This is a genomic window from Mycobacterium sp. 050134 (assembly GCF_036409085.1).
Classification (GTDB): domain Bacteria; phylum Actinomycetota; class Actinomycetes; order Mycobacteriales; family Mycobacteriaceae; genus Mycobacterium.
The window spans coordinates 113130-137539 of the sequence record NZ_JAZGLV010000008.1; the positions used below are offsets into that span (position 1 = coordinate 113130).

Annotated in this window: 22 protein-coding genes and 1 tRNA gene; 4 read left to right on the forward strand and 19 right to left on the reverse strand. The window is 71.3% G+C overall.

The window, feature by feature from the left end:
- Window positions 1-6 precede the first annotated feature (6 nt).
- Both SKC42_RS11470 and SKC42_RS11475 read right to left on the reverse strand, forming a co-directional pair.
- Window positions 7-82 (reverse strand) — tRNA-Thr (locus tag SKC42_RS11470).
- Between the two features lie 33 nt (window positions 83-115).
- The gene (locus SKC42_RS11475) at window positions 116-1336 is read right to left on the reverse strand and encodes a DNA polymerase III subunit delta' (RefSeq protein WP_330964424.1); all 1221 of its coding nucleotides are present in this window, start codon (window positions 1334-1336) and stop codon (window positions 116-118) included.
- A 155-nt stretch (window positions 1337-1491) separates the two neighbouring features.
- Between SKC42_RS11475 and SKC42_RS11480 the strand changes: the two genes are divergently transcribed.
- Window positions 1492-3120, forward strand: coding sequence for an adenylate/guanylate cyclase domain-containing protein (locus SKC42_RS11480; protein ID WP_330964425.1), 1629 nt, complete (start codon window positions 1492-1494; stop codon window positions 3118-3120).
- A 3-nt stretch (window positions 3121-3123) separates the two neighbouring features.
- Here SKC42_RS11480 and topA read toward each other — a convergent pair whose 3' ends face one another.
- The 3 genes from topA to cspA form a co-directional block, all read right to left on the reverse strand.
- Window positions 3124-5934 (reverse strand): type I DNA topoisomerase, encoded by a 2811-nt coding sequence (topA, locus tag SKC42_RS11485; RefSeq protein ID WP_330964426.1) that lies wholly within the window; start codon window positions 5932-5934, stop codon window positions 3124-3126.
- Window positions 5935-6127: 193 nt separating this feature from the next.
- Complete coding sequence (locus SKC42_RS11490) at window positions 6128-6718, reverse strand: hypothetical protein (protein WP_330964427.1); 591 nt, start codon at window positions 6716-6718, stop codon at window positions 6128-6130.
- A 143-nt stretch (window positions 6719-6861) separates the two neighbouring features.
- Window positions 6862-7065: a cold shock protein CspA gene (gene cspA / locus SKC42_RS11495; RefSeq protein WP_007166602.1), complete on the reverse strand. Its 204-nt coding sequence runs from the start codon at window positions 7063-7065 to the stop codon at window positions 6862-6864.
- Window positions 7066-7313: 248 nt separating this feature from the next.
- On the opposite strand from cspA, the gene SKC42_RS11500 reads away from it, so the two are divergent.
- Window positions 7314-9641, forward strand: coding sequence for a DEAD/DEAH box helicase (locus SKC42_RS11500; RefSeq protein WP_330964428.1), 2328 nt, complete (start codon window positions 7314-7316; stop codon window positions 9639-9641).
- A 490-nt stretch (window positions 9642-10131) separates the two neighbouring features.
- A complete protein-coding gene (locus tag SKC42_RS11505) occupies window positions 10132-11169 on the forward strand; it encodes a PAS domain-containing protein (RefSeq protein ID WP_330964429.1) in 1038 nt (345 codons plus the stop codon).
- A gap of 7 nt (window positions 11170-11176) precedes the next feature.
- On the opposite strand, the gene SKC42_RS11510 is transcribed toward SKC42_RS11505, so the two are convergent.
- From SKC42_RS11510 to ssd, 10 genes are read right to left on the reverse strand one after another with little or no spacing between them, the layout of a single operon-like run.
- Window positions 11177-12718, reverse strand: coding sequence for a radical SAM protein (locus SKC42_RS11510; RefSeq protein ID WP_330964548.1), 1542 nt, complete (start codon window positions 12716-12718; stop codon window positions 11177-11179).
- 5 nt (window positions 12719-12723) lie between these two features.
- Window positions 12724-13146, reverse strand: a complete 423-nt coding sequence (locus tag SKC42_RS11515) for a hypothetical protein (RefSeq protein WP_330964430.1) — start codon at window positions 13144-13146, stop codon at window positions 12724-12726.
- Complete coding sequence (locus SKC42_RS11520) at window positions 13143-13940, reverse strand: prolipoprotein diacylglyceryl transferase (RefSeq protein ID WP_330964431.1); 798 nt, start codon at window positions 13938-13940, stop codon at window positions 13143-13145. Before SKC42_RS11520 ends, SKC42_RS11515 begins: the two co-directional genes overlap by 4 nt.
- Window positions 13941-13949: 9 nt before the next feature.
- Window positions 13950-14252: an Rv3654c family TadE-like protein gene (locus SKC42_RS11525; RefSeq protein ID WP_330964432.1), complete on the reverse strand. Its 303-nt coding sequence runs from the start codon at window positions 14250-14252 to the stop codon at window positions 13950-13952.
- A 22-nt stretch (window positions 14253-14274) separates the two neighbouring features.
- Window positions 14275-14574: a TadE family type IV pilus minor pilin gene (locus SKC42_RS11530; protein WP_330964433.1), complete on the reverse strand. Its 300-nt coding sequence runs from the start codon at window positions 14572-14574 to the stop codon at window positions 14275-14277.
- A 23-nt stretch (window positions 14575-14597) separates the two neighbouring features.
- Window positions 14598-14798, reverse strand: coding sequence for a DUF4244 domain-containing protein (locus SKC42_RS11535; protein ID WP_330964434.1), 201 nt, complete (start codon window positions 14796-14798; stop codon window positions 14598-14600).
- Between the two features lie 18 nt (window positions 14799-14816).
- The gene (locus SKC42_RS11540) at window positions 14817-15413 is read right to left on the reverse strand and encodes a type II secretion system F family protein (protein WP_330964435.1); all 597 of its coding nucleotides are present in this window, start codon (window positions 15411-15413) and stop codon (window positions 14817-14819) included.
- Window positions 15410-16213 (reverse strand): type II secretion system F family protein, encoded by an 804-nt coding sequence (locus tag SKC42_RS11545; protein WP_330964436.1) that lies wholly within the window; start codon window positions 16211-16213, stop codon window positions 15410-15412. Before SKC42_RS11545 ends, SKC42_RS11540 begins: the two co-directional genes overlap by 4 nt.
- Window positions 16210-17385 carry a TadA family conjugal transfer-associated ATPase gene (locus tag SKC42_RS11550; RefSeq protein WP_330964437.1) on the reverse strand — a complete coding sequence of 392 codons (1176 nt, stop codon included), beginning with the start codon at window positions 17383-17385 and terminating at the stop codon, window positions 16210-16212. The genes SKC42_RS11545 and SKC42_RS11550 overlap by 4 nt, the downstream gene beginning before the upstream one ends.
- Window positions 17382-18431 (reverse strand): septum site-determining protein Ssd, encoded by a 1050-nt coding sequence (gene ssd, locus SKC42_RS11555; RefSeq protein WP_330964549.1) that lies wholly within the window; start codon window positions 18429-18431, stop codon window positions 17382-17384. Before ssd ends, SKC42_RS11550 begins: the two co-directional genes overlap by 4 nt.
- Window positions 18432-18926: 495 nt before the next feature.
- Between ssd and SKC42_RS11560 the strand changes: the two genes are divergently transcribed.
- Window positions 18927-19784 (forward strand): HAD-IB family hydrolase, encoded by an 858-nt coding sequence (locus SKC42_RS11560; protein ID WP_330964438.1) that lies wholly within the window; start codon window positions 18927-18929, stop codon window positions 19782-19784.
- A 429-nt stretch (window positions 19785-20213) separates the two neighbouring features.
- Here SKC42_RS11560 and SKC42_RS11565 read toward each other — a convergent pair whose 3' ends face one another.
- The 4 genes from SKC42_RS11565 to SKC42_RS11580 are packed head-to-tail and all read right to left on the reverse strand — an operon-like array spanning window position 20214 to window position 24409.
- Window positions 20214-20972 (reverse strand): oxidoreductase, encoded by a 759-nt coding sequence (locus SKC42_RS11565; RefSeq protein ID WP_330964439.1) that lies wholly within the window; start codon window positions 20970-20972, stop codon window positions 20214-20216.
- A gap of 11 nt (window positions 20973-20983) precedes the next feature.
- Window positions 20984-22618 (reverse strand): ABC transporter ATP-binding protein, encoded by a 1635-nt coding sequence (locus SKC42_RS11570; protein WP_330964550.1) that lies wholly within the window; start codon window positions 22616-22618, stop codon window positions 20984-20986.
- Entirely contained in the window at window positions 22615-23490 is an 876-nt protein-coding gene (locus SKC42_RS11575) for an ABC transporter permease (protein ID WP_330964440.1), read from the reverse strand. The genes SKC42_RS11570 and SKC42_RS11575 overlap by 4 nt, the downstream gene beginning before the upstream one ends.
- Window positions 23483-24409 (reverse strand): ABC transporter permease, encoded by a 927-nt coding sequence (locus tag SKC42_RS11580; RefSeq protein ID WP_330964441.1) that lies wholly within the window; start codon window positions 24407-24409, stop codon window positions 23483-23485. Before SKC42_RS11580 ends, SKC42_RS11575 begins: the two co-directional genes overlap by 8 nt.
- Window position 24410 lies beyond the last annotated feature (1 nt).

Consider the following 24410-nt stretch of genomic DNA (forward strand, 5'->3'; position numbering starts at 1 on the left):
AAAATGTGGAGCCGCCTGGGGGAATCGAACCCCCGACCTATTCATTACGAGTGAATCGCTCTACCGACTGAGCTAAGGCGGCACGGCGGCACGAGTCTACGGCAGCCGGCCGCGCTCACCCAAGTTGCTGCCCGATGGTCGCGACCATGGCGTCGACGGCGAACTTGGGCTTGACGTTGATCGCCAGCGCCTCGCGGCACTCGAGCACCGCCTCCATGCAGCGCAACAGCCGCTCGGGCTCGGCGTGGGAGGCCAGGGCGGTGATCCGGTCGGCCATGTCCGGGTGGTTGGCGCGCACCGCGGCGCCCGACGACACCATGAGGGCGTCGCGGAAGTAGGTCGCCAGGTCGATCAGTGCCCGGTCCAGCGCGTCGCGCGACGCGCGCGTCTGGCGCGACTTCTGGCGGCGCTCGAGATCCTTGATCGCGCCCGCGGCGCCGCGCATCGCGCCCGCCGTGCCCTTGCCGGTGCCGCCGGCGCCGAGGGCGGTTCGCAGCTCCTCGGTCTCGGCCTCCGCCCGGTCGGCGGTCAGCACCACGGCCTCGGCCTCGGCGGCGGCCACCAGCTCCTCGGCGGCGGCGTAGGCCCGCGACGGGGTCGCCGCGTCGCGCACCAGCCCCAGCGCCCGCTCGCGTCGCTGCCGGGCCTCGGAGTCGGTGGCCAGGCGGCGCGCCCGGCCGACGTGCCCGCCGCTGACCGACGCCGCCCAGTCCGCCAGGTCGGGGGCCAGGCCGTCGCGGTCGATCAGCACGCGCGCGATGACGTCGGTCGGCGGCGTCACCAGCGCGACGTGCCGGCACCGCGACCGCAGGGTGACCGCGATGTCCTCGGGATCCACCGACGGCGCGCACAGGAGGAAGACCGTCGAAGGCGGCGGCTCCTCCACCACCTTCAGCAAGGCGTTGGCGGCGCCCTCGGTCAACCGGTCGGCGTCCTCGATCACCACGATCTGCCAGTGCCCGGTGGTGGGGCGCCGCGACGCGGTCTGCACGATGGCGCGCATCTCGTCGACCCCGATCGACAGGCCTTCGGGGATTACCCGCCGCACGTCGGCGTGGGTGCCGGCCATGGTCGTCGTGCACGCCCGGCAGCGGCCGCACCCGGGCCCGCCGTCCTCGGCGGCCGCGGTGCACTGCAGCGCGGCCGCGAAGCACAACGCCGCCACGGAACGCCCCGACCCCGGCGGCCCGGTGATGAGCCACGCGTGTGTCATAGACCCGTCACCCGGGTCGGTGTGAACCGGATCACGCGCGGATCCACGCGCCGCCCTGGCGGCGGCGAGCAGGTCGGCCTCGACGGCGGCCTGCCCTACCAGCCGCGTAAATACCCCGGACATCATCGGCAACAGTAGCCAGCGGTGGTGACAGATACCGATCGGCCGCCGTTTCGCGACAATCCCGTTACATTTGCCGAGGTGATGGCGGCATTCGGCGACCTCCCGTTGCAGTTGTAAGTTTCCGACAAGTCCCTGCCGACCGATACGGTGGATTCATGGCAACAGCGGCCGCACTGCCCGGGCGAATCACCGCATTCGTCCGCTGGGTGGTACGCACCCCCTGGCCACTGTTTTCGCTGAGCATGCTGCAGGCCGACATCATCGGTGCCCTCTTCGTGCTGGGCTTCCTCCGGTATGCCCTGCCACCCCAGGACCGCGTCCAGCTGCAGGATTTGCCGGCGCTCAACTTGATGATCTTCGCCGGCTCCCTGATCGTCTTGTTCATCGCCGGCTGGCTGGTCAACCTGAAGCTGCTGATGCCGGTGTTCCGCTGGCAGCGCCGCGACAACCTCCTCGCGGAGGCCGACCCCACCGACACCGAGCTCGCCCGCAGCCGCGCGTTGCGCATGCCGTTCTACCGCACGCTGACCAGCATGGTGGCCTGGTGCATCGGGGGTTCGGTCTTCATCATCGCGAGCTGGTCGGTGGCCCGGTACGCCGCGCCGGTGGTGGCCGTCGCCACCGGGCTGGGCGCCGCGGCGACCGCCATCATCGGCTACCTGCAGTCCGAACGGGTGCTGCGACCCGTCGCCGTCGCCGCCCTGCGCAGCGGGGTGCCGGAGAACGTCCAGGCGCCGGGCGTGATCTTGCGGCAGATGCTGACCTGGATGCTGTCCACCGCCGTGCCGGTGCTGGCGATCGTGCTGGCGGTGATCGCCGACAGGGCTTCGCTGCTGCACGCCACGCCCGAAAAGCTGTTCACCCCCATCCTGTTGCTGGCGGTGGCGGCGCTGGGCATCGGCGGGGTCAGCACCCTGCTGGTCGCCATGTCGATCGCCGACCCGCTGCGTCAGCTGCGCTGGGCCCTGAGCGAGGTGCAGCGCGGCAACTACAACGCGCACATGCAGATCTACGACGCCAGCGAGCTGGGCCTGCTGCAGGCCGGGTTCAACGACATGGTGCGCGACCTGTCCGAGCGGCAGCGGCTGCGCGACCTGTTCGGTCGCTACGTCGGTGAGGACGTGGCCCGGCGGGCCCTGGAGCGCGGCACCGAGCTGGGCGGCCAGGAGCGCGACGTGGCGGTGCTGTTCGTCGACCTGGTCGGCTCGACCAAGCTGGCCTCGACGCGGCCCCCCGCCGAGGTGGTCCACCTGCTCAACGAGTTCTTCCGCGTCGTGGTCGACACCGTCGGCAAGCACGGCGGGTTCGTCAACAAGTTCCAGGGCGATGCGGCGCTGGCCATTTTCGGGGCGCCCATCGAGCACCCCGACAGCTCCGGCGGGGCGCTCGCCGCGGCGCGTGAGCTGCACGACGAGATCCTGCCGGTGATCGGGTCGGCGGAGTTCGGCATCGGGGTGTCGGCCGGGCGGGCCATCGCCGGCCACATCGGCGCGCAGGCCCGCTTCGAGTACACGGTGATCGGCGACCCGGTCAACGAGGCCGCGCGGCTCACCGAGCTGGCCAAACTCGAGCCGGGCCACGTGCTGGCGTCGGCGATCGCGGTCAGCGGTGCGCTGGACGCCGAGGCCCTGTGCTGGGACGTCGGCGAGGTCGTCGAACTGCGCGGCCGCACGGCGCCCACCCAGTTGGCCCGACCAGTGCATCTGGCCGGTGTCACGGATTCCCAGCCGGTGCGGGCCCACCACGCCGACGTGGCCAGCGAGTCGATCGGTCCGGGTTTCTAGCCGCTAGCTCTTCTTGGCGGCCCGCTTGGCCGGGGCCTTGCGGGCGGCCTTTTTGGCGGGCCGCTTCACCGGGCCGCGGGCGCGCCGGTCGGCCAGCAGCTCGGCTGCGCGCTCGTCGGTGATCGACATGACGTCGTCGCCCTTGCGCAGGCTCGCGTTGGTCTCGCCGTCGGTGACGTACGGCCCGAACCGCCCGTCCTTGATCACCATCGGCTTGCCCGACGCCGGATCGTTCCCCAGCTCTCGCAGCGGCGGGGCCGCCGCGCTCTGCCGGCCGCGCCGCTTCGGCTCCGCGTAGATCTTGAGCGCTTCCTCGAGGGTGATATCGAAAATCTGATCTTCGGTCGCCAGCGAACGAGAATCGTTGCCGCGCTTGAGGTATGGCCCGTAGCGGCCGTTCTGCGCGGTGATCTCCTCGCCCGACGCGGGGTCGACGCCGACCACCCGCGGCAGCGACAGCAGCTTGAGCGCGTCCTCGAGGGTGACGGTCTGCAGGTCCATGCTGCGCAGCAGCGAACCGGTGCGCGGCTTGGGGCCGGTGGGCTTCTTGCCCTTCTTCGCCGGCGTGCCGGCGCTGCCGTCGTCGTCATCGTCGGTCTTGGGCAGCACCTCGGTCACGTACGGCCCGTACCGCCCGTCCTTGGCGACGATTTCGTGCCCGGTCTCGGGATCGACGCCCAACACGCGCCCCTCCTGCGGGGTGGCGAACAGCTCCTCGGCGACCTCGAGCGTCAGCTCGTCGGGGGTCAGCGAGTCGTTGAGGTTCGCCCGCTGCGGCTTCCGTTCGCCGCTGGGATCATCGGGGTCGCCGGTCACCATGCGTTCCAGGTACGGGCCGTTCTTGCCCACCCGCACATAGACGGGGCGGCCCTGAACGTCGTCAAAAAGCTTGATGGAGTTGACTTCCCGCGCGTCGATACCCTCCAGGTTGACGCCGACCAGTTTCTTCAGCCCGCCGGAGCGGGCCACCGAATCGGCCACCCCGTGATCCCCGCCGAAGTAAAAGTTGTTGAGCCAGTCGGTGCGTCGCTCCTGACCGGACGCGATCGCGTCGAGTTCGTCTTCCATGGCCGCGGTGAAGTCGTAGTCGACCAGCCGGCCGAAGTGCTGTTCGAGCAGCCCGGTGACGGCGAACGCCACCCACGAGGGCACCAGGGCGCTGCCCTTCTTGTGGACGTAGCCCCGGTCCTGGATGGTCTTGATGATCGACGAGTACGTCGACGGACGGCCGATGCCCAACTCCTCGAGCGCCTTGACCAGCGACGCCTCGGTGTAGCGCGCCGGCGGGTTGGTGGCGTGGCCGTCCGGGGTGAGCGCGAGGGCGGCCAACCGCTGCCCCTCCGTCAGCTGCGGCAGCCGGCTCTCGGCGTCGTCGGCCTCGCCGCCGGCCAGCTCGTCCACCGTCTCGACGTAGGCCTTCAGGAAGCCGGCGAACGTGATGGTGCGCCCGCTCGCGGAGAACATGACGTCCTGGTCACCCGCCCGGCCCCCGATCCGCAGGCTGAGCGTGGTGCCGCGGGCGTCAGCCATCTGCGAGGCGACCGTGCGCTGCCAGACGAGCTCGTATAGGCGGAACTCGTCGCCGTCCAGCTCGCGGCGCACCGCGTCCGGGGTGGCGAAGGTGTCCCCGGCGGGCCGGATCGCCTCGTGGGCCTCCTGGGCGTTCTTCACCTTGCGGGTGTACTGCCGCGGCGACGCGGACACGTACTCCGCGCCGTAGAGCTGGCGCGCCTGGGTGCGCGCGGCGTTGATCGCCGACTCCGACAGCGTCGTGGAGTCGGTACGCATATAGGTGATGTAGCCGTTTTCGTAGAGCCGCTGGGCGATGCTCATCGTCCGCTCGGAGGAGAACCGCAGCTTGCGGCCCGCCTCCTGCTGCAGGGTCGACGTCATGAACGGCGCGTAGGGGCGCCGCGTGTAGGGCTTCTCCTCCACCGACGCCACGGTCAGCTGCGCGCCCTGCAGCGCCGTGGCCAGCGCGGTGGCGCTCGCCTCGTCCAGCACGGTCACTTCGTCGGCCTTGCGCAGCTGGCCCAGGGAGTCGAAATCGCGCCCGGTCGCGACCCGGCGGCCGGCAACACTGCTCAGCCGGGCGGCGAAGGTGGGCGGCGTAGCCTGCGGGTCGGACACGCTGGCGTCCAGCTGCGCGACGATGTCCCAGTAGGACGCGCTGCGGAACGCCATGCGGTCGCGCTCGCGCTGCACGATGATCCGGGTGGCCACCGATTGCACGCGGCCGGCCGACAGCCTGGGCGCCACCTTCTTCCACAGCACCGGGCTGACCTCGTAGCCGTACAGCCGGTCCAAGATGCGGCGGGTCTCCTGCGCGTCGACCAGGTCGATGTCGAGGTCGCGGGGGTTTTCGGCGGCTTCCAGGATCGCGGGCTCGGTGATCTCGTGGAAAACCATCCGCTTGACCGGGATGTTCGGCTTGAGGGTCTGCAGCAGGTGCCAGGCGATGGCCTCGCCCTCGCGGTCACCATCCGTGGCCAGGTAGAGCTCGTCGACGTCCTTGAGCAATCCCTTGAGCTCGGTGACCGTGCTCTTCTTCTCCGGGCTGATGATGTAGAGCGGCTCGAAGTCGTGATCGACGTTGACGCCCAGCCTGGCCCACGGCTCGGACTTGTACTTGGCGGGCACGTCGGCCGCGGCGCGGGGCAGGTCGCGGATGTGGCCACGCGAGGACTCCACGATGTAGCTGGAGCCGAGGTAACCCGCCAACTTGCGCGCCTTGGTCGGCGACTCGACGATGACGAGTCTCCGACGGCTCCCATTTGGGCCGCTCGTGCGGTCCTTCACCTTTGGGTCAGCCAACTACGCTTACGCTCCATCTCTTGTCCGGTCCCCTTGCGAGACCGCCCTGCAGGAAGAATGACAGGCCGTCGCCGAAAATTCCGGGGAAATTTCAGGTACGGCGGCGTTCCCTCGCCCCGGGCACCTGACAATTTCGCACCCCTGGGCGGGCCGACGCAAACCGGATGCCGAAAACGCAGATCGTATCCGGCCGTCAGGCCCGGGGCCACATCGAGGACGCGTCGGCGCCCGCGGGGGCGGCGCCCACGTGCTCTACCAGGCGCGACAGCCGGCGTCGGCCACTGACGCGAAGCGCCGGGTGCCCGCCGCGGGTGCCGATCAACGTGGGCGCGATCCCGACCCGCATCAGGGCGGACGCCAGCGGGGAATGGGTGTCGGGCGCGTGCGGATCCAGTCCCAATAGATAGTGGTCACCTTCGGGGGCGCCGGCCGCCAACGTCCACGCCCGCAGCTCGCGGGGCCCGGGCAGCCAGCGCGGCGGCACCGTCTTGACCGCACCGCGCGTCCATTCGGCCGCGATGTCAACCAATGACGGGTCCACCGCCGTCCGCACCAGCGGGCTGTCCTCTTCCGTGCGGCCAATCTCCGGGACCAGGCCGGCCTCGCGGATCATCTCGGCGAGCGCCGTCGCGCGCCAGAGCTGATCCACGACCACCGAGAGCCGCGCCCCCTGCGCGTCCCGGGCGCCGACCAGGATGATCTGGCCCGTGGCCGCCAGCACCCCGGACAGATCGGCGACCGCGGGGGGCACCGACTCCGCCGTGAAGAAGGACAGCTGGCTCACGCCACCGACAGTAGGCCAGGTCGCGCGTCCGCGCCTTCAGGTCAGCGGCGCGGCGGCGCGGACACCCCGGCCAGAGACGAAAACCCCCCGGCGGGCCCGCTGGGCGGGTCGCACGGGGGGCGTCCGTGGAGTTCTTGCTCGTCTCAGACGGAGCGGACTCCGGTGGCCTGGGGGCCCTTAGGGCTGTGGCCGATCTCGAACTCGACCTTCTGGTTCTCTTCGAGGGTGCGGAAGCCCGAACCCTGGATCTCCGTGTAGTGGACAAAAACATCTGCGGAGCCGTCTTCGGGGGCAATGAACCCGAAACCCTTCTCCGCGTTGAACCACTTCACAGTTCCCTGTGGCATCTCTCGATCTTTCCTTTTCTTCTGGGTGCGGGACATCGCCTTTCGATGCCCCGGGCCTTTACGACCGCCATACCTCGCTCAGTCGCCGGAACTTCACCCGACCGATTAACCTCGCAGGAACCGCGGCCGCAACGTCGATCCTGCGAAAGTTTGACACGAACACAGAAGCTGCGACCGCAATCATCCAACCATGTTCGCCGCGTCGGCGACAGACTTGTGTGATGCGCTGATGTTAGGAGGATGTGAAGTTGGCGAGTTTCGGCAGCGACCTGCTCGCCGTCGCGCTCGCCGGTACCGCAACCGGTGAATGCCCGCTGCGCCACGTCGCCGAACTTCACGCGCGCGCGGGGCGCCCGCACGGCTGGCCGGAATGGGCGGAGCCGGACGTGATTCGGGCCTTCACCGACCGCGGCATCGGGTGCCCATGGTCGCACCAGTCCGCGGCCGCGGAGCTGGCCAACGCGGGCCGCCATGTGGTGATCAGCACCGGCACCGCGTCCGGCAAGTCGCTCGCATATCAGCTTCCGGTGCTCAACGCGCTGGCCACCGATCCGCGGGCCCGGGTGCTCTACCTGTCGCCCACCAAAGCGCTCGGTCACGACCAGCTGCGCGCCGCGCACGCGCTCACCACCGCGGTCCCCCGGCTGTGCGATTCCGGGTTTGCGGTCGCCCCCACCGCCTACGACGGTGATAGCCCCGGCGAGGTGCGCCGCTTCGCCCGTGAACGGTCCCGCTGGCTGTTTTCCAACCCCGACATGATCCACCTGTCGATGCTGCGCAACCATGCCCGCTGGTCGGTGTTCCTGCGCGGGCTGCGGTTCGTGGTGGTCGACGAATGCCATTACTACCGAGGCGTTTTCGGATCCAACGTGGCGATGGTGCTGCGGCGCCTGTTGCGGTTGTGCGCGCGGTATTCGGCGGCCCCGACCGTGGTCTTCGCCAGCGCCACAACGGATTCCCCGGGCGCGACGGCCGCCGAGCTGATCGGGCAGCCGGTCGAAGAGGTCGACGAGGACGGCTCCCCACAGGGGGCGCGGACGGTCGCGTTGTGGGAGCCCGCGCTGCGCGAGGACCTGACCGGGGAGAACGGCGCGCCGGTCCGCCGTTCGGCCGGCGCGGAGGCGGCGCGCGTGATGGCCGACCTGGTCGCCGAGGGAGCCCAGACCCTGACCTTCGTCCGGTCGCGCCGCGCCGCCGAACTCACCGCGCTGGGCGCGCAGGGGCGGCTTGCCGACATCGCGCCCGACCTGTCGGACAAGGTGGCGTCGTACCGGGCCGGCTACCTCGCCGAGGACCGCACCGCGCTGGAGCGCGCGCTGGCCGAGGGCCGGTTGCGCGGCCTGGCGACCACCAACGCGCTGGAGCTCGGGGTGGATATCGCCGGCCTGGATGCCGTGGTGCTGGCCGGTTTCCCCGGGACGGTGGCCTCGTTCTGGCAGCAGGCCGGCCGATCGGGCCGCCGCGGCCAGGGTGCGCTTGTCGTGCTGATCGCCCGCGACGACCCGCTGGACACCTACCTCGTGCACAACCCCAACGCCCTACTGGGCAAGCCGGTCGAACGGGTGGTGATCGACCCGGCCAACCCCTACCTGCTTGGTCCACAATTGCTTTGCGCCGCAACCGAGTTGCCCCTGGACGACGCCGAGGTCCGTGAATTCGGCGCCACCGATGTGGCGGCGAGGCTCCTCGACGAGGGCCTGCTGCGGCGGCGCAACGGCAAGTACTATCCCGCGCCTGGGCTGCAACCGCATGCCGGCGTGGACATTCGGGGCTCGATCGGGGGGCAGGTGGTCATCGTCGAGGCGGACACCGGCCGGTTGCTGGGCAGCACCGGCGTGGGCCAGGCACCGGCCTGCATCCACCCGGGGGCCGTTTACCTGCACCAGGGCGAGAGCTACGTCGTCGACTCGCTCGACCTCGAGGACCACATCGCGTTCGTCCACGCCGACGATCCCGGCTATGCGACATTCGCTCGCGAGGTCACCGACATCGCCGTGACCGGCCCCGGCGAACGGGTGGCCCTCGGCCCGGTGACGCTGGGCCTGGTGCCCGTGACGGTCACCAACCAGGTCATCGGGTACCTCCGCCGGCGCCTCAACGGAGAGGTGATCGACTTCGTCGAACTCGACATGCCGGCCAACACCCTGCCGACCGTCGCCGTGATGTATACGATCGCGCCGGAGTCGTTGCTGGACAACGGGATTGACCCGCCGCAAATCCCGGGTGCGCTGCACGCCGCCGAGCACGCGGCGATCGGCCTGCTGCCGCTGGTGGCGAGCTGCGACCGCGGCGACATCGGCGGCCTGTCCACCGCCGTCGGCCCCGACGGGCTGCCAACCGTCTTCGTCTACGACGGCCACCCGGGCGGCGCGGGGTTCGCCGAACGCGGCTTCCGCGAGGCCCGCACCTGGCTGACGGCGACGGCCGCGGCCATCGAGGCGTGCGAATGTCCGCGCGGCTGCCCGTCGTGCGTGCAATCACCCAAATGCGGCAACGGCAACGACCCGCTGGACAAGGCCGGGGCGATCCGCGTGCTGCGGCTCGTGCTCGGTCAGCTCGGGCGCTGCCCGGGCTAACCGGTGGCCGTTTGCCAGACCGCCGGCGAGTTGCACAGCTCCGATCGGGCGTGACGCCGACCGACCCCTCGACGGACGACACCACGGATCGTGGTCGCGACACCCAACCGGACTCGTTCCATCGCTGCTGCAGGTGCGCTCGCGCTTCGCCGCAACGGGCGAACGGCCGGATGGCACGAGCCGTCCGCGGGCCCGCGCAATCCGGGCGCACGATCCAACTGCTCAAAACGCGGTGTTGATGATCGCGATTGTCATCATTGCGCATTCGTGTGACGTCTACGCGTATTTTGCCGGACTCCGGCGGGATGAAAACTTCGATATTCGTGCCCATTTCCCCTCCGCCATACTCGACGCATTTGAATTTGACGGATATCCGTCTCGCGGCATGATTAGGGCCGTCCGGGCCCATTTGCGGTCTTTGCGCGCCGGCCTGGACTTCGATCCCCCCGCCCTTTCTTATTCGGCACGTGCCTCATCTAAAATCGACGCCATGGCCCACGACTGGTTGCTCGTGGAGACGCTTGGGGGTGACCCCGCCGTGGTGGCGCAGGGGCGACAGCTGAAGAACCTCGTCCCGATCACCACGTTCATGCGCCGCAGCCCCCACCTTTCCGCGGTTCGCACGGCGATCGCCGAGACGGTGCAGACGGGCCAGAGCATGACCAGCATCACCCCGAAACGCGACCGGGTCATCCGCACCGAACCGGTGGTGATGTCCGACGGCTTCCTACACGGCGTGCATGTGTGGACCGGGCCGGCCGACGACGAACCACCCGAGCGTCCCACACCCGGCCCGGTGAAGTGGGACCTCACCCTCGGGGTCGCCACGGACACCCGCGAATCGCTGGTCAACAGCGGCAAGAACCCCGAGGTCGAGGTAACCTTCGGCCGGGCGTTCGCGGAGGATCTCCCGTCCCGGGAGCTCAACCCGAACGAAACCAAGGTGCTGGCCATGGCGGTCAAGGCCAAGCCCGACCAGACGATCTGCAGCACATGGGATCTCACGGACTGGCGCGGAGATCCCGTTCGCATCGGCTTCGTCGCGCGCACGGGCTTGGAACCGGGTCCGGACGGCCGCGACCACTTGATCGCCCGGGCGATCAACTGGCGCGCCGAACTCAACGGCCCGGTGGTGTCCACCGACGACCTGGCCCAGCGGATCCTCAGCGGACTCGCGCAGGCGGGGGTGCACCGCGCACTCGTCGACCTGAAGAACTGGAACCTGCTGAAGTGGCTCGACGAGCCGTGCCCCTTCTACGACTGGCGCGGCAGCAACGCCGAGCGGCCCTGGGTCCATCCCTACGACCAGCACTTGATGGCGGCGATGGCAACGGAATTCGCCAACGGCGCCACCAGCCAGGTCCTGCGGATGCGCGGGCACGAGGTCGATTGGGTGCCGGTGCACGTCACGGTCAACCGGGTGGAACTGGAACCCGACGTCTATGCGGGACTGATCTCCCTGCGGTTGCCCGCCGAGAACGAACTCGCCGCCGCCGGCCTGCCCAAGCCGCCGCGGCAGGAGACCTAACCCGGACCTAACCCACCACGGGTAGCAGCCGCCGCGCGGAAGCGGACAGCCGCTGCTCGCTCAGCTGCGGCCAGGCCTGCACCGCGCAGAACGGCGCACACTGATCCTGCGACGACCGGGTGCCGACGTGCACGCAACATTGCAGCAGCCGCTCCTCGATCATCGTCGACATGTCCATGAACGGCTTGACCGTGAGGCGAACCACCCGCTCACCGAGGAGGCGCCTCAGCCGGGCCCGGCGTCCCGGCAGCGCGCCGGAAGCCACCGTCAGCAGGGTGCCGATGCCGAGGTCGCAGCTCTCGCAGATCATCTGCCACACCTCCGACATCTGGGGGTGGGACAGCGACGACTGCTCGGAGAGCAGTCCGAGCAGAGATTCGCGCACGGCCAGCCGCAGCTCGCGGGGAATGTCGCTGTCGGCGATCCGGTTAGCGACCAGGCCGAGCCGGTCCTTGAGGTTGTCGTGGCCGATCAGTCCAACCAGGGAGCGCCATTGCCCGCCGTCGTCGCGGAGCAGGTAACCGACCGAGCAGCAATGCGGGTGCGAGCACGGCAGGGCGGTCAGATCCCGCCACGTCACCAGCCCGCCGGTCTGCGGCCCCAGCCGCTTCAGCACGCCGGTGTGGGTGAGCCTGTCGGCGTCGTCGATGAATCCCGAACGGCCCGAACCGAATTGCGGTTGAATGCAGACGCCGCCGACGTACGGGGTGTCCAGCGCGAGCCGCACGACGTCCCCGAGCTCGCCGTCGTTGACACCGAGCGCGGCCGTCATCACGAGGGTGGTGAAGACCTCCCGCTCGGACAGCCGCCGCAGCGCGTCGCGCTTCACGCGACGCAGGTCCCCGCCGCGGTGGTGCCGGTGCGCGACTTCAGACAACCCGTCGTACTGCAGGTACACCTCGGCGCGTTCGCGATGTTCGGTGAGCAGGTCCAGCAGCCGATCGTCCTGCGCGATTCGTAACCCGTTGGTGTTGAGCAGGATCCGGGTGATGGGGCGCGCACTGAGTTCGGCGAGCAGCTCGGGGAGCTGCGGGTGCAGGGTGGGTTCGCCGCCGCTGAGCATCAGCACGTCGAGGCGGCCGTTCTCGCGCTCGAGTCGCCGATCGACATTGGCCAGCACATCGCGCACCGCGACGACGTTGCGCAGCTCGGGCGAGGAGCCGGCGAAACACGTCGGACAGCGCAGGTTGCATGTCTCGGCGATGTCTTCCAACAGGATGCAGGTGTGCTGGGTCTGCATCTGCGGCAGGCCCCGCAGATACGCCGACGGGACGGGGTCGAAATTGCCGGCCACATCCGGCGTGTGCGCCTTGGTCGGCGCCGTCCATTCCTCCAGGTAGGCAAGGATTTCGGGATCTTCGTCGTACAGGGTGATCACGCGTCCGTGCGTCCGGCAGCCGCGTTCCAGCCAGACCCGTCCGTCGTCGCGCACGGCGAGCCAGCCGCTGAGCCGCTCGACATCGCCCAGCGGACGTTCCGGTTGTTCCGCGTGGCAGCGCGGACAGAACGCGTTGACGTAGCGGTGAATCCGGTCGCCCCGCAGGCCCATGCCGCTCATCGGGTGATGTGGTACAGCACGGGGTTGAGGCCATTGCAGATGCCTACGGTGAAGATGGATGTCAGTGCCCAGCCGATCATCAGCCCCATCCCGATGCCCCTGCCCCAGGCACCCTTCTTGGTGAGCAACAGTGCGCCGCCACCGACGAACGCGATCAACGCCAGGGTGGCCGCACCGATCGCGAACGCCGCCTTCGGCGCTATGACGTTGGCGAGACCGAACAGGGTCATCGGGCCGATGATCGCGTTGATGCCCAGGTAGAAGGCGACGCCGGCGATGGCCGCGCCCACGACCTCTCCGCCGCTTGCCTTTTCGGGTGGCTGCTGCCACTGGGGATACGGCTGGTTCATGCCGTAGGGATAGCCGGGCGGGGGCCAGTCCTCGGGCCGCCACCCCGGCGGAGGCGGGGGTTCGGTCATGTCACATCCGCCCGGCGACGCAGCAGCGGGTCCAGCAGCCGGTCGTAGTATCCCAGCCGGTGGCCGCGGCGCAGCCGCCAGGCGATCAGGGCCAGCGACGGCAACAGGAACCATTGTGGCCGGGTGAGGCCCAGCCACACGGTCTCGTTGGCCCGGGTGAACTCGACGGCGAACCGGAACGCCGCGTAGGCCGCGATGTAGAGGACGAACAGCTCGCCAGGCTGCCGGATTCGGTCGCGCAACCACAGCAGCACGGCGAAAGCCGCCAATTGGAAGGCGATCTCGTAGAGGAACGACGGATGCATGGGCGCGCCCGCGAGACACCCCGGGCACTTGGGCGTCGTCGCCGGGGCGTGGACGCCCCAGGGTAGCCCGGTCGGACGGCCGGGCGCCTCGGTGAGGTGACAGCCGATGCGGCCGATCGCCATCCCGAGGGCGACCGCCGGCGCGAACAGGTCCCCCGTCTTGCCGGTATAGCCGCCGATCCGTTTGGCGATCAGCACGCCGGCATAGGCGCCGAGCAAGCCACCGAGGATGCTGCGCGAGCCGTACTCCCACGCCTGCAGCAGCGACGGGTTGAGCCGGAGGTCGAGGTGCTGCGCCCAGCCTGACAGCCGCATGCCGATCGCGCCGCCGACGAGGGCGCCGGTGACGGCCACCAATGACTGGTCGTTCACGGCGCCGCGCCGTCGCGCCTCGGCGACGAAGACGACCGCCGCGGCCAGCACCCCCAGGCCCACGAAGACGCCGTGCACCGGCAACACCAGCGGGCCGATCCGCCACTGCGGAATCACGCCGCCAGACTATACGTTCGGCCCCGCTCGCGCGGCCGCCCGCGCCGCGCCGGCGAACGCCACCGCCACCCGGACCGTGACGACGACGTCCAGGGCGTCCACCTCGCATACCGCGTCGTCGGCACGCATCGCGCGGGCCACCGCCGTCGCACGGGCGCAGGCCGCCGCCGCCCCGGACGGCAACCGGGCCGCCGCCGCCAGTGCGGCCAGGTCCGCGGCCGCCTGGGCGCGGTGCCGCGCCACCACGACGCTCCCGAGGTACGCGCCCGCGCCGGTGACCAGGAGCAGGACGACCACCGCCGCCGCGGCCACGATCGTGGCCGCTCCCCGGTCGTCACCGAGGCTCCACCGCGGCCACCGCCTTCGCCGCGATGTCCAACCGCGGCAACAGCTTCGAGCGGGCGACCACGGTGGCGACCAGGAAGTCACCGTCGCGATCCACGCGGATGCGCGCGCCGCCCGGCGCGATGCCGCGGGCGGCGTCGACTGCCGACCGCTCGTCACCGCGCGCCGCCAGCCTGGCGGCCTCGCGCGCGGCGTCGACACACCGAATCTGCATCGACACGCCCGTGACGCCGGCCAGACACAGCGCCAGCACCACGACCAGCGCGGCGATGGCCAACGCCGCTTCCACCGTGCCGGCACCCGCACAACCGGCTAGACCTTGGTGTTGAGCGCGCGGCCGATGATGTTCGTCAGCGCGGACACGATGGAGTCGCCCGTGACGACGGCGTAGAGGACCGCGCCGAAGGCGGCGGCCGCAATCGTCCCGATCGCGTACTCGACGGTGGACATTCCCGACTCGTCGGCGGCCAGGACCGCCGCGCGGGCCAGCAGAGTCCGAATCCCGTTGATCATCAGAACCTTCCTTCCCAATCACCACAACCCCGACCTCAGGACTTCGCCCGCCAACCCGGCGACCACCGGCACGATGCCCAGGCAGAGGAACGCCGGCAGAAAGCACAGCCCGAGCGGTCCGGCGATCAGCACGCCGGCACGCTCGGCGGCCGCGGCCGCCGCGTGCGCGGCGTCGTGCCGAGCCTCGTCGGCCAGCTCGGCGACCGCGCCCGCCAGCGCCGCGCCCGACGACGCGGACCGCCGCGCCAGCCGCAGCAGGGCATCGATCTCGGCGTCGGCCGGGCCGGCCGGCCGATCCCGCGGAGGCGACCACGCGACGGCGGGGTCGGCGCCCAGCGCGAGCAGGTCGGCGGCGCGGCGCAACACCGCAGCCAGCGCCGGCGGCGCGGAGGGCGCGGTCGCCGCCGCGGCGGTCGACACGGCCATGCCGGCCTCCAGACACACGGCGAGGACGTCGAGGCTGGAGGCGAAGGCCAACGGATCGGCGCCCTGCGCCAACTCATTCCGGGGTTCCTGGCGTGCGCGCCGCGGACGCGCCCTGGCGCGCGTCCGCACCATCGACGGGCCCGGCCCCACGCACAGCGCCGCGGCCAGCAGCATCGCCGCGGCGGTCACGACGCCGGCCGATCGGTAAGGCGGTCACACCACAGCAGCCCGAGGGAGGTCAGCGTGGAGCCGACCAACAGCAGCCAGCCGCCCGCCTGGCCGCCCAACAGGAACGCCAGCGGGTGGGCCCCGATCAGCTGGCCCAGCAGCACGCCCAGGACCGGCAGCGCCGCCAATATCGCCGCGGTGGCGCGCGCCCCGGCCATCGCCGACGACACCCGTGCCGAAAAGCGTTGCCGCTCGGCGATGTCGCGCTGCGCGGCCCGCATCAGCGTGGCGATCGCCAGCCCGTGCTCGGCGGCCAGCCGCCAGCACACCGCGAGCCGCGTCCAGTGCGCCGGCAGTGCGGACGTTCGGGCCGCGTCGCGGAGGCCGGCGGTGACGTCGGCCCCGAGCCCGGCGCGCGCGGCCACCGCACGCAACGACGCGGCGACCGCCCCGTCGGTTTCGTCGGCGGCGACCGAAAACGCCCGCACCGGGTGGGCCCCCACCCGCAGCTCACCCACCAGCACGTCCAGGGCGCCCTCCAGCGTCCGGCCCTCGTCGGCGGCGCGCCGGAGGCGGTGACGGCGGCGATACCGCAGGGCAGCGGTGGCCGCCGCGACCGCCACCGCCAGCAGTACCGGCCACGGGAGCAGCGCCGCGACGGGCACGCCGAGAAGGACCGCCAGTGAACCGATCCCGCGTGACCCGAGCACCGCGGGGCGCCGGGAACGGATTCCCCGCGGAGCGATCCGGCGCCGCGGGGACGACGGGTAGGCCACCAGCGCGAGCGCCAACAGCAGCGCGGCCGCCCCCGGGCCGTTCACGCCGGCATCCTGCTCTGCAGGAGGCGATCCAAATCCGCGGCGGCGTCGGTCATCCCGCGGTCCGCGTGCCAGACCGTGACGGCCCGCACCTGGCCCCGCGCCTGCCGCAGCACGGCGATTTCGGCGAGCCGGCGCCGGCCGGTCCGGTCGCGCGCGACGTGCACCAGGGCCTGAATGGCGGCCGCGAGCTGACTGTGCAGCGCTTCGCGATCGAGGCCGCCGAGCGCGCCCAGAGCCTCCAGTCGGGCCGGGACCTCGCCCGGGCTGTTGGCGTGCACGGTGCCCGCCCCGCCGTCGTGACCGGTGTTCAGCGCGGCCAGCAGGTCGACCACCTCGGCGCCCCTCACCTCGCCGACGACGATGCGGTCGGGCCGCATTCGCAGCGCCTGCCGCACCAGTTGGCGCAGCGGCACCTCCCCCACCCCTTCGACGTTGGCGCACCGCGCGACCAGCTTGACCAGATGCGGGTGTCGCGGTGCCAACTCGGCGGCGTCCTCGACGCACACGATGCGTTCGGTGGCGGGGACGGCGCCCAACATGGCGGCCAGCAGCGTCGTCTTCCCGGCGCCCGTCCCGCCGCACACCAGGAAGGCGAGCCGGGCGGTGATGATGCCGGCGATCAGGGCGGCCGCCTCGGGTGCGATCGCGCCGGCCGCCGTCAGCGCCGCCAGGTCCTGGGTGGCGGGCCGCAGCACCCGCAGCGAGAGGCAGGTGCCCGCGACCGCCACCGGCGGCAAGACCGCGTGCAGGCGCACCGTGAGGCCCGGAGCGCCGATTCCGCTCAGGTGGCCGTCCACCCAGGGCTGGGCGTCGTCGAGACGCCGGCCGGCCGCAACGGCCAGCCGCTGCGCCAGGCGGCGCACCGCCGCCTCGTCGGCGAAGCGAACGTCGCTGCGCCGCAAGCCGTTTCCGTCGTCGACCCAGACCGCGTCCGGCGCCGTGACCAGGACGTCGGTGGTGCCGTCCGCGCAGAGCAACGGTTCGAGGACGCCCGCCCCCGTCAGTTCCGTCTCGAGCACCCGAAGATTGGCCAGCACCTCGGTGTCGCCGAGCATGCCGCCGGACTCGGCGCGGATCGCGGCGGCGACGACCCCGGGCCGGGGCGGGGCGCCTAGTGAGCCCGGCTCCGCCGCCAGCCGCTCGCGCACCCGCTCGATCAGTGATCCGCTCACGCGGCCCTGCCGTTTCGCCCCGCACCGGCGCGCGGCAGGACCGCAAGTACCCGCCGCGCCGCCGCGGCGACCGGGGATCGCCGCCCCAACCGCAGGCCGTGGCGCTCCAACTGGCCGGCCAGCTGCGGTTCGGCCCGCATCGAGGCGAGCAACGGCAGGCCGGTGATGTCGGCGACCTCGGCCGCCCGCAGCCCGCCCGGCGCCGGACCCCGAACCACCAAGCCCAGGTTGGGATTGAGCGCGGCCAGCACCGATGCCATCGCCCCGGTGGCCGCGCACGCGCGGACGTCGCAGCGGCTGACCACCACGACGAGGTCGGCCGCGTCCAGCGCCGCGTGGGTGGCATCGCTGAGGCGACGGGCCAGGTCGCACACGACGGTGACTCCGCCGCGCCGGCCCGCATCAACGACGGCGTCCACGGGCGCGGGGTCGATGTCGTGCCCGCGCCGCGTGCCGGACAGGACGGTGACTCCCCGATGCCGGGGCAGCGCGTCGCGCACCGCGGGCCAGGCGAGCCGGCCGCCCCGCAGCGCCAGGTCGGGCCACCGCAGCCCCGACGTGTTTTCGCCGCCCAACAACAGGTCGATGCCGCCGCCCCACGGGTCCAGGTCGACCAACAGGGCTTCGGCGGCGGCCTGAGCCAGGGCGACCGCGAACAAGGAGGCGCCGGCCCCGCCGCACCCGCCGACCACGGCGACGACCTGCCCACGCCGGGCGTCGCCGCGCGCCGATTCGGCGGCCTCAGCAAGCTCCCGGATCAACTCCCGTTCTTGGTGGGGAAGCCACAGCACGTGGTCGGCCCCCGCGGCAACGGCCGCCGCCCAGGTCGCCGCGGCCGGTTCCGCGGTGGTCAGCACGGTCACGTGGGCCCGCCGCGGCAGCCCCGCCTCGCCGCACCGGTGCGCCGCCGGCGCGTCGAGCACCACGGCCGCGGCGGCCGACCACGACTTCCGGCTCACGGGCGAGGCACCGCCTGCGTGCACCACGCGGATACCCACGGCGGCGGCGACGTGGTCCAGCTCGTCGCGCAGCTCGGCATCCGTCAACGCGGCCAGCACGCCCGCGGAATTCGGGGGTGCGGGGTCGCCGGCGCCGGTCACGCAATGACCCTGCGGGACCTGGGGGTTGGCACACCAGTCCCAAAGAGGCGTTTTGTGGATAGAGACGGGGGTGTGCACAACCGCGACGCTCGGCTCCCGCCCAGCGCACAGTCGGCGCGCGTTCCGCAACCGGTCGAGTGTGGAATCAGACGCCGTCTCGCGGCGGATCACTTACCCCAGAAAAGGGACGACCCCCGCCAGGGGGGGAGGAGGCGAGGGTCGTCGTGTATCAGCCCCGGGGGGTCGGGCTGATACACCCTCGGCTCAGGCCGAGTAATGCTTACTATACACATGACAGTCCGCACCAACGCAAGTAGCTTTCGATGGAAAAAAGTCGTTGAGCCGCGTAAACAGTGCCCATTGCAACGATTGCACCCGGTTCGATCGTCTTTTCGGGCGTAAGCGCGCGGCCCCGCGGCACCGTCGACCTATGCTGGGTCGGTGACCGTCTCCGACGAGGCCGCGCCGCAGCAACTCTCATCCGAAGCGGCGACGGCCGACGCTGCCGGTGCCCGCACCGCCGCCTTCTTCGACCTGGACAAAACCATCATCGCCAAGTCCAGCACGCTGGCCTTCAGCAAACCATTCTTCGACCAGGGGCTGCTCAACCGCCGCGCCGTGCTCAAGTCGAGCTACGCCCAGTTCATCTATCTGCTCTCGGGTGCCGATCATGACCAGATGGACCGGATGCGGATTCACATGACCAACATGGTCACCGGCTGGGACGTGGATCAGGTCAAGTCGATCGTCGGCGAGACACTGCACGACATCGTGACTCCCCTGGTGTTCGCCGAGGCGGCGGACCTCATCGCCGCCCACAAGCTGTGCGGCCGCGACGTCGTGGTCGTGTCGGCGTCGGGGGAAGAGATCGTGGCACCGATCGCCCGCGCGCTGGGCGCTACCCACGCGATGGCGACCCGCATGGTCGTCGAGGACGGCAGGTACACCGGCGAGATCGCGTTCTACTGCTACGGCGAGGGCAAGGTGCAAGCGATCCGCGAGCTGGCCGCCCGCGAGGGCTACCCGCTGGAGCACTGTTACGCCTACTCCGATTCGATCACCGACCTGCCAATGCTTGAGGCCGTCGGCCACCCCAGCGTGGTCAACCCGGATCGGGGGTTGCGCAAAGAGGCCACCGAGCGGGGATGGCCCGTGCTGACGTTCTCGCGGCCGGTGTCGTTGCGCGACCGGATCCCGGCGCCGTCGGGCGCCGCGATCGCGACCACCGCCGCCGTCGGCGTCAGCGCGCTGGCCGCCGGCGCGATCACCTATTCGCTGCTGCGCCGCTTCGCTTTCTAATCGCGTTCCGGCGGCCAGCAAACCCGCACCCGTCGCAACCAAATTGCTTCGCAATTGGGCCTTGCTGGGCGCCGGGGTGCAGGAGTACAAAGGAAACCACGGAAGCCCGGTGAGGCCTAGGCCGATCCGGAAGAGAAGGGTCAGTCTCCCGATCCGGGCGCCGAGCACGGTTCCCGGCACCCACGCGGAGTCATAGCCGCGATAATGGCAGAAGTGTTGCGGGCCTGCGTAATTGCGGAGAAGCGGACGGCGTCGACGGCCCTTTGGGTGGGGTTGCAGCCGGAGGCACCGCAAGATCGCCGAGGCCACCCACGCAGCCCAGAAATGCACGCATGGTAACCGAGTTCCGTGTTAGCGGGCGGCGCGCCGACGAGTTCGGTACGCCGCCCGCATTGCATTTATCGCAAACGCGTCGCCACTGGTGCCTGGCTAACGCTTTGCCAACGAATCGGCGATCGCCAGCGCCTCCTGGGCGCCGGCCCGCAGCGCGCGGCAGCACATGACCAGCCACTCGGCCACACCCTCGGGCGTCCCCTCCCCGAAGCCGCGGGCGGCGTCGCGATACGCCGCCGGTTGCCGCATCCAGCTCACCTCGGGCACTCCCAGGCCGTGCGGGTCGAGCCCGGTGGCGATCGTCACCAGCCGCGACACCGCGCGGGCGACGACGCCGTCGGCGCTGCCGAACGGCCGCAGGGTCAGGAGTTCGCCGTGAGCGACGGCAGCGACGACGGGCGCCGCGGCTGCCGTACCGCCCATCACCAGACCCGTCAGCAACTCGAGGCGCGGCCCCACCTGAGGGTCGGCCCGCGGTCGCCCGAGCCGGTCGGGGTCGACCTGGTCTGCGGCCGCCAGCATGTGCAGCCGGGCCAGCGCCTGCAACGGCGCCCGTTGCCAAACGCCGACCAGGGGGCCGCCGCCGCCCTCCAACGCCTGGGCGACCCGCAGGGCCCCGGCGAACACGGGCTCGCTGACCTGCCCCGCATCCGCCACGTCGTCGAGCCGCACCAGGCCGCCGTCGAGCACCGACGACGCGCGCGCCGCGCGCAGCGCCGCCTCGGCCGCGCTCGCCGGCCAGCCGCGCAGGTTTGCCCGGTGCCGGTGGGCGCGGCCGAGCGCGTCGCGGGCCCGGTCGCTGGCCTCGGCGACGCCGGGTAGGTCCATCAATGGGGCCAGCGGGTCGGCTGTCACAGGTTGCCAACCTATCGGGGCGCCGCCGGGGCGCGCGGAATGGCCTCCAGCAATTGGCGCGTGTACGCGTGCGCGGGCCGGGTGAACAGCTCCTCGGTCGGCGCCCATTCCACCACCTGCCCGGCCCGCATCACCAGCACCTCGTCGGCGATCTGACGGATCACGGCCAGGTCGTGGCTGATGAACAGGTAGGTCAATCCCAGCCCGGCCTGCAGCTCACCGAGCAGGTCGAGGATCTGCGCCTGAACCAGGACGTCGAGCGCCGAGACCGCCTCGTCCAAGACCAACACGTCGGGTCGCAGCGCCAGCGCCCGGGCGATCGCGACCCGCTGCCGCTGCCCGCCGGACAGCTCCCGGGGCAGCCGGCTGAGCACGGACACCGGCAGCGCCACCTGGTCGACGAGGTTGCGCACCGCCTCCTCGCGCTGCGCGCGGTCGCCGATCCGGTGAATCCGCAACGGCTCCTCGATGGCGCGGAACACCGAGTACCTGGGATCCAGGCTGCCGTAGGGGTTTTGGAACACCGGCTGCACGCGGCGGCGAAAGGCCAGCACCTGCTCCCGCCGCATCGTGGCGCCGACCGGGGTGCCGTCGAAGACCACCGTGCCCGAGGTCGGTTCCAGCAGGCCGAGTACCAGGCGCGCCAGGGTCGACTTGCCGGAGCCCGAACCGCCGGCGACCGCCAGCGTGGCGCCCCGGCGAAGCCGGAACGACACGCCGTCGACGGCGCGCGACTCCGTCCGTCGCTTCCCCAGCCACCCGGGCGCGGCACGGGGGTCGCGGTAGACCTTGGTCAGATCGGAGGCGACGAGGATGTCGTCGGCGGGTGCGGCCGCCGGCCGCACCCGGGCCGGGCCCGCGACCGCCAGCGACGGCGCCGCCGCGACCAGCCTGCGGGTGTACTCGTGGCTCGGGGCGTGCAGAATCGTCACGGCCGCGCCGGACTCCACCACCACGCCGCGATGCATGACGACCACCGACTCGGCCCGTTCGGTGGCCAGGGCCAGGTCGTGGGTGATGAGCAGCAGCGCGGTACCCAGTTCGTCGGTGAGCTGCTGCAGGTGGTCGAGCACCTGGCGCTGCACGGTGACGTCGAGCGCGGAGGTCGGCTCGTCGGCGATGAGCAGCTTCGGCCGGCCGGCCATACCGATGGCGATCAGCGCCCGCTGGCACATGCCGCCGGACAGTTGGTGGGGGTAGCGGGCGGCCTGCTGCGCCGGGTCCGGCATGCCCGCCTCCGCCAGCAGCTCGACGGCGCGGTCGCGTGCCCGGCCGCCGACCGCGTTGGCCCGCAACGCCTCCCGGATCTGGAATCCGATTTTCCACACCGGGTTGAGGTTGGTCATCGGATCCTGCGGGACGTAGCCGATGGCGCGGCCCCGAATGGATCGCAGCAGGCGGCGGTCGGCCCCGGCGATGTCACGCCCGTCGAAAATGATGCGCCCGGCGGTGATGCGCCCCCCGGGTGGTAGCAGCCCGAGGATCGCGGCGGCCGTGGTCGACTTGCCCGACCCCGATTCACCCACCACCGCGACGGTCTGGCCCGGCCGGACGGTCAGGTCAACGCCCCGAACCGCCGGGTCGCCCGCGCCGAAGGTCACCGCTAGCCCCTCGACCGACAGGAGCGGCGCCGCCGGGCCGGTCACGCGCGCCACGCCCGCGAGGCTGGGTCCAGCGCGTCGCGCAGGGCGTCACCCAGCATCATGAACGACAGCACCGTGACGGCCAGCGCGCCGGCCGGATAGAACAGAATGGGCGAGCCGGACCGCAGCCGGCTCTGCGCCAAATTGATATCGCCGCCCCAGGAGACCACCGTCGGCGGCAGGCCGACGCCGAGGTAGGACAGTGAGGCCTCGATGACGATGAAGATGCCTAGCGCGATGGTGGCCACCGCCAGCACCGGGCCCAGCGCGTTGGGCAGCGCGTGCCGCAGCAAGATCTGGAAGTCGCCGAGCCCCAGGGCCTTCGCCGCCAGCACGTAGTCGCCGGCCCGCACCTCAAGCACGGCCCCCCGGGCGATCCTCGCCACATGTGGCCAGCCGAACAGCGCGAGGATGGCGATCACCGTCCACACCGTGCGGTGGCGCATCACCCCCATGATGACGATCGCGGCCAGCAGGAGCGGCAACCCGAAGAACACGTCAGCGACGCGCGAGACCACCGCGTCGATCCAGCCCCCGTAGAAGCCCGCGAGCGCGCCCAGCGTCCCGCCGATGACGAACACTCCCACGGTGGCCCCGAGCCCGACGGTGACCGAGGCGCGGGCGCCGTACACGGTGCGGGCGTAGATGTCGTGGCCCTGCAGGTCGGTGCCGAACCAGTGCGCCGCGGAGGGTGGCAGCAGGCTCTGGCTGGGACTGGCGTAGGTGGGGTCGATCCCGGTGAACCACGCCGGAAAGACCGCGACCGCCACGATGAGGACGATCAGCCCCGCGGCGACCAGAAACTTGGGGCGCCGGCGCAATTCGCGCCATGTGTCGCGCCAGAAGCCGTGGCGTTCGACGGACGGCTTAGGCATATCTGATCCGGGGATCGAGGGCGGCGTAGAGCAGGTCCACCACCAGGTTGCTCACCAGATAGATCAGCACCAGCACCGTCACGATGGACACCACGGTCGGCGCCTCCTGCCGCGTCACGGCCTGGTACAGGACGCCGCCAACGCCGTGGATGTTGAAGATGCCCTCGGTCACGATCGCGCCGCCCATCAGCGCCCCCAGGTCGGCGCCGAGGAAGGTTACCACCGGGATCAGCGAGTTGCGCAGGATGTGCACCGTCACCACCCGCGGGCGCGAGAGGCCCTTGGCGGTGGCGGTCCGCACGTAGTCGGCGTGGGCGTTGGCGGCCACCGCCGACCGGGTCAACCGGACCACGTAGGCGAACGACACCGAGCCCAGGACGATCCCGGGCAGCAGCAGCCGCCCGAGGGTCGCCCGGTCGCCCACCGTGACCGGCGCGATGCCCAATTGGACGCCGAAGATGAACTGCGCCAGGAACCCCAGCACGAAGGTCGGGATGGCGATGATGATCAGGCCGGCGATCAGCACGGTCGAATCGAAGATCCCGCCCTGGCGCAGCCCGGCCAGCACCCCGCAGCCGACGCCGAGCACGGCCTCGACCGCGACGGCGATCAGCGCCAGGCGCAGCGTGACCGGAAACGCATGCGCCAGAACCAGCCTCACGGGTAGGCCGGAATAGGAGCGGCCGAGGTCGCCGTGCAGGACGCCGCTCAGGTAGCGCAGGTACTGCGTCAGGAAGGGCTCGTCGAGGTGGTAGCGGGCGCGCAACGCCGCGGCGACCGCGGGCGTCAGCGGCCGATCCCCCGCCATCGCGGCGACCGGATCGCCGGGCAACAGGAACACCATGCCGTAGATCAGCAGCGTGGCGCCGAGAAAGACCGGAACCATGACTGCGACTCGACGCGCGACGTAGGCAACCATC